This is a genomic window from Myxococcus sp. AB025B, from assembly GCF_006518215.1.
Taxonomy (GTDB): Bacteria; Myxococcota; Myxococcia; order Myxococcales; family Myxococcaceae; genus Myxococcus; species Myxococcus fulvus.
On sequence record NZ_SRLW01000129.1, the window covers coordinates 14,663 to 27,109 of the forward strand.

12 protein-coding genes are annotated in these 12,447 nt (G+C 69.9%); 8 read left to right on the top strand and 4 right to left on the bottom strand.

Annotated features, from left to right (window positions below; genetic code table 11):
* The first annotated feature begins 2 nt into the window (after nt 1–2).
* From FL311_RS21865 to FL311_RS21880, 4 genes are all read left to right on the top strand, one after another.
* Entirely contained in the window at nt 3–872 is an 870-nt protein-coding gene (locus FL311_RS21865) for a hypothetical protein (protein ID WP_141327595.1), read from the top strand.
* 248 nt (nt 873–1,120) lie between these two features.
* Nucleotides 1,121–3,388, top strand: coding sequence for a pyridoxal-dependent decarboxylase (locus FL311_RS21870; protein ID WP_194869308.1), 2,268 nt, complete (start codon nt 1,121–1,123; stop codon nt 3,386–3,388).
* 168 nt (nt 3,389–3,556) lie between these two features.
* Nucleotides 3,557–3,985 (top strand): hypothetical protein, encoded by a 429-nt coding sequence (locus FL311_RS21875; protein ID WP_141327596.1) that lies wholly within the window; start codon nt 3,557–3,559, stop codon nt 3,983–3,985.
* A gap of 113 nt (nt 3,986–4,098) precedes the next feature.
* Nucleotides 4,099–5,055, top strand: coding sequence for a hypothetical protein (locus tag FL311_RS21880; RefSeq protein WP_141327597.1), 957 nt, complete (start codon nt 4,099–4,101; stop codon nt 5,053–5,055).
* A gap of 6 nt (nt 5,056–5,061) precedes the next feature.
* Here the strand turns inward: FL311_RS21880 and FL311_RS21885 are convergent, their stop codons facing one another.
* The gene (locus tag FL311_RS21885; protein WP_141327598.1) at nt 5,062–6,315 is read right to left on the bottom strand and encodes an Hsp70 family protein; all 1,254 of its coding nucleotides are present in this window, start codon (nt 6,313–6,315) and stop codon (nt 5,062–5,064) included.
* Nucleotides 6,316–6,481: 166 nt separating this feature from the next.
* On the opposite strand from FL311_RS21885, the gene FL311_RS21890 reads away from it, so the two are divergent.
* From FL311_RS21890 to FL311_RS21900, 3 genes are all read left to right on the top strand, one after another.
* The gene (locus tag FL311_RS21890; protein ID WP_141327599.1) at nt 6,482–8,050 is read left to right on the top strand and encodes a hypothetical protein; all 1,569 of its coding nucleotides are present in this window, start codon (nt 6,482–6,484) and stop codon (nt 8,048–8,050) included.
* A gap of 78 nt (nt 8,051–8,128) precedes the next feature.
* Nucleotides 8,129–8,488 (top strand): tenascin-X, encoded by a 360-nt coding sequence (locus FL311_RS21895; protein WP_141327600.1) that lies wholly within the window; start codon nt 8,129–8,131, stop codon nt 8,486–8,488.
* 118 nt (nt 8,489–8,606) lie between these two features.
* On the top strand, nt 8,607–9,188 hold the full coding sequence (locus FL311_RS21900) for a DUF4142 domain-containing protein (RefSeq protein ID WP_141327601.1): 582 nt from the start codon (nt 8,607–8,609) through the stop codon (nt 9,186–9,188).
* A gap of 11 nt (nt 9,189–9,199) precedes the next feature.
* On the opposite strand, the gene FL311_RS21905 is transcribed toward FL311_RS21900, so the two are convergent.
* The 3 genes from FL311_RS21905 to FL311_RS21915 form a co-directional block, all read right to left on the bottom strand.
* The gene (locus FL311_RS21905) at nt 9,200–10,099 is read right to left on the bottom strand and encodes a CHAD domain-containing protein (RefSeq protein WP_141327602.1); all 900 of its coding nucleotides are present in this window, start codon (nt 10,097–10,099) and stop codon (nt 9,200–9,202) included.
* 4 nt (nt 10,100–10,103) lie between these two features.
* Nucleotides 10,104–10,643, bottom strand: coding sequence for an inorganic diphosphatase (locus tag FL311_RS21910; RefSeq protein WP_141327603.1), 540 nt, complete (start codon nt 10,641–10,643; stop codon nt 10,104–10,106).
* Nucleotides 10,644–10,732: 89 nt separating this feature from the next.
* Entirely contained in the window at nt 10,733–11,386 is a 654-nt protein-coding gene (locus FL311_RS21915; RefSeq protein WP_141327604.1) for a hypothetical protein, read from the bottom strand.
* 182 nt (nt 11,387–11,568) lie between these two features.
* On the opposite strand from FL311_RS21915, the gene FL311_RS21920 reads away from it, so the two are divergent.
* Nucleotides 11,569–12,345 (top strand): hypothetical protein, encoded by a 777-nt coding sequence (locus FL311_RS21920; protein WP_228556992.1) that lies wholly within the window; start codon nt 11,569–11,571, stop codon nt 12,343–12,345.
* Nucleotides 12,346–12,447: the final 102 nt, after the last annotated feature.

The following is a 12,447-nucleotide window of genomic DNA, read 5'->3' on the forward strand; positions in this document are numbered from 1 at the left end:
CCATGCGCGCGTGCGTCTTCATCTCCCTGGCCGCGGCGCTGCTGGCGTGTGGCCCCGACTTCGAGCTGCAGAGTGAAATCCGGCGGGTGCGGGTGCTCGGCATCCGCGCCGAGCCGCCCGAGCTGGTGCTGGACCCGGACACGGGCGCCCTGCCCGGGCCCACGTCCTTCACCGCGCTGGCGGTGGCGCCGGACGCGCGGCCCGTCACCGTCACCTATGCGCTGTGCCGCCTCACCGGCAACCCGTACGACGGCCGCTGCCCGGGTGAGAACGGCGTGCCGCTGGCGGATGGCACCCTGTCCTTGCAGAACCCCGACGTGCAGGCGGTGCTGCTGCAGGCCATCCAGGCCGCGAACCCCAACGGCGGCGCCACGCCCAACCCGGACGACCCGCGCACGCGCGCGGCGCTGGAGAAGGGCATCCCCCTGTTCGTGGGCTACGAGGCGACGGACGGCTCCGGCACGCCCGAGGGCACCGAGCGCGGCGTGCGCCAGGTGCTGGTGCGCATGACGCGCGAGCCGAACCACAACCCGGGCGTGGCGGACATCCTGTGGAACGACGCGCCGCTGGTGGGGCCGCTGCCCTTGGACCAGGAGGTGGTGTTCCGTCCCACGCTCACCGAGGGCAGCCTGGAGGTGTTCACCGGCGAGGACGGCGCGGAGACGGAGCAGGTGTTCTACAGCTGGTTCGTCACGGGGGACGGCGAGGTGAAGGAGTTCCGCTCGCTGGAGCCGGTGGATGGCAAGCCGGGCGACCCCACGTCGAAGTACGAGACGCCCAAGACGCCCCAGCGCCTCACCGTGTACGTGGTGGCGCGCGACGGCCGCGGCGGCGTGGGCTGGCTCAGCCGCGAGGTGGACGCGGGCCCGTAGTCGAGCGTCCACGGTGAGCGCCTGTCGATGAGGAAGCGGCCCGCCTTCGAGCGGGCCGTCTGCCTTTGAGGGAGGGGTCGACGGCTCCCGGCCCCGGAGGGCGGTGGGACTGTCTGGAATTGTCGCCACGTCGCGAGCGTGATGGGCGCGGGACACGGGTCCTGTATGTCTGGCGCGGACCGTGGCCACCCCAGCGCGCGCCCCCACGTCGCGCCACGGTCCTTCCCCGTCGGCAAGGAGCGTCCCTCATGGCTAACAAGTCCCAACCGGACTACGCCGGTCGTGCCCTCGACAGCTTGAAGCAGGCGTTGCGCGAGCGATTGGACCGCAATCAGCTGGTGCACCGAGAGGTCCCCTGGGGCTCCGCGCGCGCGGAGGAGTCGCCGCTCACGGGCGGACGCGACGTGGAGGCGTGGTTCCTGGGCCCGCGCGCGGAGAACGCGGAGCTGTTCGAGCAGCTGGTGTTGGAGGCCCTGAGAGACCACTCCTTCTGGCGCCGCAACTTCCACCCCACGGACCCGCCCGCAATCACGCAGAGCATCAAGAGAGACCCAGGCTACCTGCGGGCGCTGGACACGCTGCACACGGAGTTCGACACCCTGCTGGCCGAGCTGAAGAAGTCCGCGCCGTTCTTCAGCATGCGCTACCAGGGCCACATGACGTGGGACCAGACCTTGCCGGGCATGGCGGGCTACTTCGCGGCCATGCTCTACAACCAGAACAACGTCGCGCTGGAGGCCTCGCCGCAGACGACGGTGCTGGAGGTCCGCGTCGGCGAGGACCTGTGTCGCATGGTGGGCTACGCCGAGCAGGGCCAGGTGCGGCCGTGGAGCCACCTGACGTGTGGCGGCACCACCGCCAACATCGAGGCGATGTGGGCCGCGCGGAACCTCAAGTTCTACCCGCTGTCCCTGCGCGAGGCCCTGGGCAAGGAGCCCGCGCTCGCCGCCGCGAAGGGGCTGGAGGTCACCCTGCCGTCCGACACGAAGGCGCGCCTGCTGGACCTGAGCCCGTGGCAGGCGCTCAACCTGGGGGTGGACGAGGTGCTGGGGCTGCCCACGCGCATCCAGGAGCAGTTCGGCATTCCGGTGGAGACGCTGACGGCGCGGCTGTCCGACTACACGCTCCAGGACCTGGGCCTGGTGGAGTTCACCCGGCGCCACCTGGGGGACGTGAAGGCGCCGGTGTTCATGGTGCCGGGCTCCAAGCACTACTCGCTGCCCAAGGCCGCCGCGATTCTCGGCCTGGGCGCGGACCACATGTACAGCGTCCCGCTGGATGAAGCCGGGCGCATGGATCTGGAGAGCCTGGAGTCGCGGCTGGACCAGTGCCGCGCGGACAAGCGGCCGGTCATCGCGGTGACGGCGGTGATGGGCACCACGGAGGAGGGGCTGGTGGACCCGCTCGCGTCGGTGGTGGCCTTGCGCAAGCAGAAGTACCACCCGCTGGACATGTCCTTCTGCGTGCACGCGGACGCGGCGTGGGGCGGCTACTTCGCGTCGCTCTTGCGCCCGGCGCCCGGGCCCAAGGGCGCGCGCTCGGGCCCGCCGGCGCCGGTGCTGCAATTGAGCACCTACGCGATGAAGCAGTTCGAGGCGCTGCCGGAGGCGGACACCATCACCGTGGACCCGCACAAGACGGGCTACCTGCCGTACCCCGCCGGCGCGCTGTGCTATCGCAACCAGGCCATGCGCAGCCTCGTCGCCTTCGAGGCGCCGTACATCAACACCGCGGGCAGCCAGGAGGACCTCACGGTGGGCAAGTACGGCATCGAGGGCTCCAAGCCCGGTGCCGCCGCGGCGGGCGTGTACCTGAGCCACGCCGTCGTGCCGCCGGACCAGCGCGGCTACGGCAAAATCCTCGGCAGGGCGCTCTACAACTGCAAGCTGTTCCACGCGCGCCTTTTGATGATGAACGCGGTGGCGGATGACTACCGGGTGGTGCCCGGCCCGCGCTTCGAGCTGCCGGAGAACCTGCGCAAGAAGTACGGCGGCACGCAGAAGGCGCTGGAGACGCTGCGCCACCAGCTCTCCAACAGGCGCCACGAGGAGCTGCTCGCCAGCGCCCAGCCCGAGGAGCTGGAGCTGCTGCGCGAGATGGGCGCGGACCTCAACATCCTGACGTATGCCTTCAACTTCCAGACGGCGGACGGGCTCAATCCCAGCCTCGCCAGGGCCAATGACTTCAACCGGGGCATCTATGACAGGCTCGGCGTGAAGGCGGACGGCCGGGACATCTACGGCTACCGGCTGCTCGTGAGCACCACCGACTTCATCGAGGCGGACTACGGCAAGAAGTTCTTCGCCGACTACGAGGAGCGGCTGCTCGGCACCGCCACGCCCGAGGACGCCGAGGAGGGCCGCATCACCGTGCTGCGCTCCGTCATCATGGACCCCTGGATTACCGAGGACCTGGAGGGCCGCCCCTTCCTCGACACCATCATCCAGGAGCTGCGCGCCGCGGTGGAGGACACCCTCCACGAGCTCAAGGGCACCGCCACCCGCCGCACCCGCTAGCCTCGGGCTCCGGCCACCTCGGAGGGCTCCGAGGTGGCCGATGTAACCCGAGTCAACAGAAACCTTGTTTTGTCACTGTAAATAAGAATTTGCGAGAAGGCCTCTTGGCTCCGTTCGCGGGGAATGCTTGTTTGCGCGCTCCCCCTCACCTGGAAAGGTGCGCATCGAATGCGGAACTTCCTCGCAGTGACGGCTTCCATCCTCTCGCTCTCGCTGTTCGGCTGCAGCAACGCGCCGGCGGAGCAGACCCCGGCCGAGCCGACGCCGGAGACCACCGAGCAGACCCAGAGCCTCTATCCCACGGGCAGCGGCTGTCAGTCCGACTCCGAGTGCGGTTCGGGCCTGTGCTGGCAGGAGGCGGACTCCTACCCGCTCTACAACCCGTACTGGATTCGCGCGAGCTCCTGCACGGAGGAGTGTGGCGAGGGCGACCACCAGAGCTGCCGTGACCTGGCCGCGTCCCTGAACGCCCCGTCGCCCAACACGGCGCGCTGCATCCCCGCGCGCGGCGTCTACGACGACTACCCCTACGACGACATCTTCTACGTGTGCGACATGGTCGCCGCGGGCCTGGGCCACGTCGCCTGGGTGGAGTGAGGTCTTTCGCGCCGTCCGGAGCGGGTGTCTCCGGGCGGCGCGGTGCTGTCGGGAAATCCATGCCGATTCCATGATTGGCGTAAGGGGCCTTCCGCGCGGAATGCTCCGAGCCCATGGAACGCAGGCTCCTGGTGGTGGGTGTGATTGCAGGGCTCGTGCTGGGCGCGTGTGCCCCGCGCGGGGGGCGTCCGGTGCCTCCCCTGGGGAGCGAGTCCGACGTGCGGACGCGGCCGGGGACGTACGACGGCTACTCCGTGAAGGTGGACTTCAAGCAGGTGGCCCGCCATCAGGGACACGTGGGGGAGGTCGTGGTGACGGGCCTGGGGGATGTGCCCCTGGTGATGACGTTACGGCGGCAGGGCGATGACGCGCTGGAGCGGCGGCTCGCACCCGGCCTGCGCATCGAGCACCCCGTGATGATGGCGCCCCAGGAGCCCTCCGCGGCGCGGGACGAGCGCGTGCGGTGGCGCGTCGAGGGGCTCGACTACGAGTACCTGCGCAAGCAGGGGTGGCTGTTCGAGGGCTGCCAGCCCGACTTCCAGCCGCTCTGCGAGCTCGGCGGCACGGCGCTGGTGACCTCCAGCTTCCAGGCGGTGGATGCGCTCGTCGCATACCTGGGGCGCTGGATGACGGAGGGCCATCGCCGGGGCTCCATCCTCATCGAGGTGTGGGCGCACCTGGGCACGGTCGACCATGTGAAGACGCGCATGGGCGCGCAGGATGGCTACACCGTCGCGTGGTGCAAGCCGGAGGAGTCCGCGGACCACCGTCTCCTCGTGCTCACGGGGCAGGGGACGCGGGTCTTCGCGCCGCTGGTCGACGGCGAGCCCGAGGCCATCGAGCAGCGCGGCAACACCGGCGTGCTGATTGGCGCGCCCGGCACGGAGCGTGGGTTCACCACGGTGTCCCGGCCCGGCTGCCATGCGCCCTACGCGGCCTGGGTCGACGTCCACGGGTATGGACAGGTCGACGCGGCCATCGCGTGGTGGGGCCGCCGCCTGAAGGAGGGCGACCACGCGGGAGAGGTCCTGCTCCGGGTGTCGGGGCCCGAAATCCTCTACCTCGAGTGAGCGGGCTCAGCCCAGGGTGGCGGAGGCGCGGCCGAGGCCCTCGGCGACGGACGTGAAAGCATCCGCGGTGCGCACGCGCTCCTCGCCGAAGCGGCGCACGTAGAGCTGGCGCACGGCGGGAATCTGCGACGAGCCGCCGGTGAGGAACACCGCGTCGATGTGCTCGGCCTCCGGGTGGCGCGCGAGCAGGCCCTGGGTGCACTGCTCCAGCTCGTCGAGCAGCGGCTTGCTGAAGGCGTCGAACTCGGCGCGGGTGATGGGCTCGTGGAGGTTGATGCGGGCCTCCTCGAAGTCGATGGTGGCGACGTCGTCGCGGGACAGGCGCACCTTGGCGGCTTCGATGGCGCGGAAGAGGCGATAGCCCAGGTTGTCCACGACCAGGTCGTGGAGGGCCTCGATTTCGGCCGGCTTGTCGCTGGTCTCCATCATCGTATTGAGCAGCTCCTGGGTGGACTTCTCACGGATGAAGGACATCTCGTGCCAGGACAGCAGCTTGGCCATGATGTGCTGCGGAATGGGCAGGCGCTTGTCGCTCAGGCCGCGCACCCGGTACGTGGAGCCGGCGCCGAAGCGGGGCAAGAGCTTGTGGCGCATGATTTCGGCGTCGAAGCGGTCTCCGCCGATGCGCACGCCGGTGGAGCCGACGACGTCCGGGCGGCGGTCCTTGGCGCCCCGGCGCGAGGGGCCCAGGCGCATCAGGGTGAGGTCGGTGGTGCCGGCGCCGAAGTCGGCCACGAGGACCAGCTCGTCGCGGGTGAGCTGGGCCTCGTAGGCGAGCGCGGCGGCGATGGGCTCGATGAGGAACTCGATGTGCTGGAAGCCGGCGAGCTCGGCGGCGCGGTGCAGGCGCTTCTGGGCGAGCGCGTCCGCGTCCGGGTCCGGCGTGAAGACGGCGGGGCGGCCGAGGATGACGGCCTCCGGGGGCGTGCCCATGTGGGCGCCGGCGGCGTCGCGCACGCGGCGCAGGAGGATGGCGACCAGGTCCTCGATGGTGAAGGTGCGGCCCTTGACCTGGGTGGCGCGGAAGGAGCTGGAGTGGAGGAAGGACTTCACGGACTGGATGAAGCGTCCGGTGTTGTCCTCGAGGTAGCGGTTGATGGCGTCGGCGCCCGTGTAGATTTCGCGCTCGTCGTCCGGGAAGAACATGACCGAGCGATAGAGGCGGGGCTCCGAGGTGTGGGGTTGCAGGGACAGCACCGTGCCGTCGGGCAGGGCCGCCGCGGTGTTGCTGGTTCCGAAGTCGAGTCCGCAGGCGTGCATGGGGGTGCGCCCCTTATCCCCAAAGTCCCGGAAAGGGTAGGGCGTCGTGAGGTGGGCTGCCCGATGCAGGACGGCCGAGTGGACGGCCGCCCGGAGAGGGCGTGGGTTGGCGGAGTTCGATGACTTCCCATGTTTCTTTTTTCGGGCAGTCACGACAGGAGGACTCATGAAGCTCCGCGCGAAGTGGGCGGTGGCCGCGGGCGCCGCGTTGCTCGTCACGGGATGTCGGTCGAAGTCGTCGCAGGCGGATGAGCAGCAACAGCAGGCCGCCCAGGCGCGCGAGGACGTCCAGCGAGAGCAGCGCGAGCTGGACGAAGCGAAGGGTCGGGCTGACCGGGAGTCGGCGGAGGCACAGCAGGCCGGTGCATCCGGGCAGGAGTCGGCCGAGGCTGGTCAGCAGCCGGGCCAGGGGCAGGCGGGGCCGCAGCAGGGCGTTCAGGCGGGGGCGGATGCACGGCGGCAGGCCGCGCAGGCGGGACAGCAGGCGACCGAGGCACAGCAGCAGGCCACGCAGGCGGGACAGCAGGCCACCGCGGCTCAACAGGCCACGCAGGCGAGCGAGGCGCAGCGGCAGGCCACGCAAGCGGGACAGCAGGCCACCGCAGCTCAGCAACAAGCCGCACAGGCGGGACAGACACAGCCGCAGGCTTCGCAGGCGGGTCAGGTGGACCCGACACGGCAACAGGCGCAGGCGGGACAGCAGTCCGCACAGGCGGCTCAATCGGGCCAGACACCGCAACAGACAGCACAGACGGCACCGCAAGGCGCGGACGCTCAGCAGCAAGCACAGGCGGGACAGCCAGGCGCGGATGCACAGCAGGCCAGTGAGGCGCAGCAGCAGGCTCAGGCCCAGCAAGGCGCGGGCGCCACGGGGACGCTGACGGACGACGCCAGCGACATCGAGTCGGAAAGGCAGGCGGAGCGCGCGGCGGAGCGGCAGGCCGAGCTGCGCGCGGAGCAACAGGCGCGACAGTCCAGCGCGGCGGCGGTTGGTGGCTCGGGCTCGGAGACCTCATCATCGAGCCCCTCGGTCTCGTCCCAGTCCCAGTCCACCACGGAGCACGGAATCGGAGGTTCCTCCGCGGCGGGTGAACCGCGGACGTCACCCTCGACCGATTCGAGCAGCTCGGCGCAAACCTCGCAGCCGGTCGAGGAGCCGCCCCAGCCGCTCTCGCCCCTCGAGCAGCTCGATGCACGGCAGCAGCAGGAGCAGATCCTCGGCACGGCGGAGCCACAGCAGCCCACCGCGGATACGCAGCAGCAGCCCATGGCCACCGCGCCCTCCACCGACCTCCAGACACAGTCGCAGTCCGGAACCTCCACCGGAACCACCGGCACCCAGACGCAGACCGGGGCAGTCACCCAGCAGCCCATGGTCATGCTCCCCGTCCCGCCCACGGGGACGGGGCAGGGGAGCACGGCCTCCTCCGGGGCCCAGCTCGGCGCCGAACAACAGTTCATCGGCGAGGTGGTGCGAGCCTCCGACACCGAGGTGCTGCTCAGCGAGAACGGCGAGCCGCAGCTCCGCTTGACGGTGAGTCCCTCGACGCTGGTGATGGTGAACGGCATGCAGTCGGTCGCCGAGGACGTCCCGGAGGGCGCCCAGGTGCGCGTCGCGTACACCATGGATGAGACGGGCGAGGCGACGGCGACGCGCATCGAGGCCACCTCTCCAGGTGGGCCCACCGGCTCCAGCGCCCCACTCCAGGAGTCGCAACCCACACCGCAACAGTAACCCCATCGCTCCGGTGACGGGGTGTCGCAAAGCGCCTCGTGATACGAAAGGCCTCCTCACATCCGAGGAGGTCTCATCATGAAGCAGCGTCTCGTCGTCATCCTGGGAGCACTGGGGTTGGGCGTGGTGATGGGCTGTGGTGGAGCCGTCGAGCAAGCCCCCGAGCAGGCCGCCAGCGCGTCCGCGTCCCTGTGGGACGACCCGCAGGAGCCCGCGCTCTGCAAGGAGAATGGGGAGTGCGGCTCCGGCGAGGACTGGGTGACGTGTCCGGCGGACTGCGAGCCTCCAACGGACACGTGCGGGGACGGCGCTTGCCTCGGTGCGGAGACGCACCAGAGCTGCCCGGCGGACTGCGACGCTCCGGTTGACGGGTGTGGTGACGGCTATTGCACCGGTGCGGAGACGCACCAGAGCTGTCCCTTGGATTGCGACGGCTGAGCGCCGCCGGTCGGGCACCTATCGTCCGCCGGACAGTGGCAACGGTTCCCGCGCCCATACCGCTCGCACCTGCCCCTCCCCAACCTCCGCCAGCCTGGGTGGAAGACGGGGAGGGGACATGCACGGGGTGAGAGGGTGGATGGGCGCGCTGCTGGCGGGCGTGGTGGTGTTGGCGACGGGCTGCATGAACGAGTCGAGCGAGAGCCCGGTGCCGGGGCTCAGCACGCGGACGGTGGAACTCACGGACGCGCAGATCCTCCGGGTGATGCAGGTCGCGAACGAGAGTGAGATTGCCTTCGGGGCTCTCGGGCAGTCGCGAGCGAGCACCGCGTCGGTGCGGGACTTCAGCGTGAAGATGGTCACCGAGCACACCGTGGCGCGCGAGGAGCTGGGCCTGTTGGCCGTGGACCAGGAGCTGCGACCCGCGGACAGCGAGCTGTCCTCGATGCTGATGGCGGATGCCCAGCACATGATGGCGGAGATGGACTCGCTGGAGGGGACGCGCTTCGACCTGGCGCTGATGGACGTGCAGCTCGCGCTCCATGCGCGCACGGCCATGCTGCTGGACTCCCTGCTGCTGTCCCAGTCGGACAACGAGGCGCTGCGCCAGATGCTCATGGTGCAGCGCAAGGCGGTGCAGGGGCACCTGGAGGAGGCCCTGCCCATCCAGAAGGCCCTCTTCGACGCCCCGGCTCCCTGAGCCCGCTCGCGCTACGAGAGGACCTGGAGCAGCCGCCGGGGGATGTCCTCGGCGTGCCAGCGCTGGAGCTCGCGGGCAATCTCGGCGGAGCGCCTGGCTCGGCCCTCTCGGATGAGGGGGAGCAGGGCGCGCGCCGCCTTGCGCTCCTGGGGCTTGCCGCCCGCGGCGAGCCGCTCGAAGACCTCCAGGCGGACGTCCGCGTCGTGCAGCTCGCCGAGTCCTTCCTGGAGCGGGACGAGCATCTCGGTCAGCGCGCCGAGCGTGCGTCGGAAGGCGGGCTGGAAGATTTCGAGCTCGTAGCGCAGCTTCTTCAGTTCCTTGCGCAGCACATGGGCGGAGGTCGCGTCGGGCGCGTCCATGTAGACCTTCATCCGCTTGTGCACGCGGCGCACGCGCCAGTGCAGGGGCTCCTTCACGCGGCGCCCGCCGAAGCGGTGGTCATCCTCCAGCCCATCCACCTTGCGCAGCATGCGAGGCAGGGTGCGGGACGACCAGCGCTTGAGCTCCGAGCGCAGTCGCTTCTCTCGCGACTCCAGGCCGGACAGCCGGGCCTTGCCCAGCGCGGCGATGCCCTTGCGCGTCTCCGGCTTCTCCCGGCGCGCCTTCTTCGCGACGTCCTCCAGCCAGGAGGCCTGGACGTGCAGGTCCCTCACGTCGCCCAGCGCGTCCTGGAGGCGCTTCACCTCGTGCTCCAGCTTGGTGAGTCCACCCAGCGGGCGGAACACCTGGAGGGCGGCGCGGAGCCTGCGGGTGGCGACGCGCATGTCGTGGACGGCGTCGTCGTCGATGGTGCCGTTGAGCTTGGACTCCGGCTTGCGGACATCGGCGAGTCGTCCGGCGAGGATGCGGCGCGCGGCCTGTCCCAGCTCGCTGTCGGGGCCGAGGCCTCGGATGGGCGTGGGTTGAGCCATGGGGTCAGCCTCCCTTCGCGGCGTAGGTGCGAATCATCTGCTCGGCGGCCCCGGGGCCTTCCCAGCCGAGGACGCGGGCGTCCTTGTCGGCGAAGTGGACGACGGTGAGGAAGAAGTGCGCGAGCTCATCGCGCTCGCGATTGGAGATGTCCTGGTAGGTGCGCAGTTGTTCGGCGCGGGGCGCCTGGGTGGGGATGGCGAGGATGCGGTCATTGCGCTCGCGCTCACCGGGCTGGCCGTCCTTCTTCTTCTGGTCGACCTGGAGGACGCCGAGGGCGCGGCAGGGCAGCACGACGCCGGGCCAGGTGGAGTCGTCCCACAGGACCATGGCATCGAGCGGGTCGCCGTCCGGGCCGAGGGTGGAGGGGATGAAGCCCCAGTCGAAGGGGTAGCGCAGTCCCCGGGTGAGGGGGCGCGAGAGCGAGAAGGCCGAGAGCGCGGTGTCGTACTTGAGCTTCACCGTCGAGCCGCGAGGCGACTCGACGACGACGTGGAAGGCGCCCTGGGGCCCGCGTGTGGGCAGGCGGGAGAGGTCCGTCGTCATGGAAGGTGAAAGGTCATGCCGGAGGTGCGGCCCGGCAAGAGCCCTGTGGGCGACGTTACGGGTCGCCAACCTTCCGAGTGTCGGGAAGTCTACCGGGCCTGGGTGGGCTGGCCCTTCCAGAGGAAGCGGCCGACGTCCTGGAAGGAGGCGCCCCTCCACTTGAGGATGCGCTCGGGGCGGGCGGTGGGTTCGCGGGACTGGCGGAAGACGATTTCCGGGAGGCCATCGCCATCGACATCCTGGAGGGAGCCCACGGAGCAGGCGCTGGAGGTGCAGCCGTTGGTCCATTGCTCGGAGGTGAGGCGCTTGCGGTTGGGGACGTCGTAGACGCGCACGTAGGTGGTGGAGTTGCCGACGTCGTAGTGCTCCACGGCGATGAGGCCCGTGCCGAGCTCATGCAGGCAGGTGGTGATCCGCGCGGCGCAGGGCGTGGCGTCGACGATGGTGGCGTCGGGCTTGCCGCAGCTCGACAGGGTGAGGCTCTTGATGGCCTGGTTCTGGCCGCACGCCTTGGAGCTGCCGCGAATGAGGGCGTCGTTCTTCTCGAGGAACCAGAGCGCGTCGGGTTGCCGGGAGAGGGTGCAGAGCCCCCAGGTGACGCGGCCGCTCCAGTCCTTGTCGCACGAGCGTTCGGGGGCCTTGTCGCGGGCGTCGTCGAAGTTCGGAATCAGGGACGAGGGACGGGCCGTCTGGGCCTGGGCGAAGGAGGCCAGGAGCACGGCGAGGAGCAGCAGGGCGCGCATGCGGACATCCTGGGCGAGCGCGGGGCGGGAACTCAAGTGCCGGGTGGCGCTGCCGCTGGAGTGGAAGTGGAAAGATGCATGGAGTCACTCGTCGAATTGGTGACCCTTGAGGTTGTCTGTTTGGACTGTTATGTCGCACCGCACCGCCCGAGGCATTGGCGTCAGGGCTGGGGGGAAGAGACATGAAGCTCCAGGGGTTCATCGCACTGCTGTTGCTCGGTGTCGGGTGTTCAGCGTCCCGGGTCGTGAACCTGAGGACCGGGCCTGGGACGTCCATCGCCTACACGCCGGTGGAGTCAGCGCCGGTCGAGATCGAAGAAGACGCTTTCAAAGAGGTGGTCTCCCGGCTCGTGCTCGACATGAAGCTGGATGTGGCGTTCAGGGAGAGTGAGGAGGAGGACCTCCGGCGCTCGTTGCTCGCGTCCTCGGATGGATTCGTGGATGGGGCGCGCGGGCGCGCGGTTTCTCCGGAGTACGAGCGCATCTGCCAGCGGCAGGACGACCCTGGAAACTGCCTGGGGATGTTGGCGGGAGGGCTCGCGCTGGGGCCGATGGAGCGCAGGATGATGGCGCTCTATTTCGCGCTCGACACGGTCTGGGAGGGAGTGGAGGAGGCGCTCGATGACGTGGTGAACGCGGCTGCCTTGCGAGCGATGGTGACATCCCTGATTGGAACGGCGCTGGTGATGTTGGTCGCGCCGGAGCCCATCACGAAGCTCGTCGCGGTGGCGCTGACGGCGTCGTTGATTGCGTACCTGGGGACCGGGCCGGTGTGGAATCTCGGGCAGGGGTTCCTACGGCTCATGGACGAGTCGAAGGAGGCGGCGAACTTCGCGGACCTGGAACGGGCGGGGCACCGCTTCGGCAAACTCCTGGGGGACAACGGCGCGCGGGTGCTGGTGGTGGTCGCGTTGTCGGCGCTGGGTGGCCAGGGGGGTCGTGTCCCTATAAGTGTGTAGATGGCGAGGAGGGACGAGCGGGAAAGAGGGAAGCTCCTCGGTGAAACCAACCGAACCGGTCTCCTCCTGACAGAGGAGCCGAGGAGTTCCCCGACGTGGACG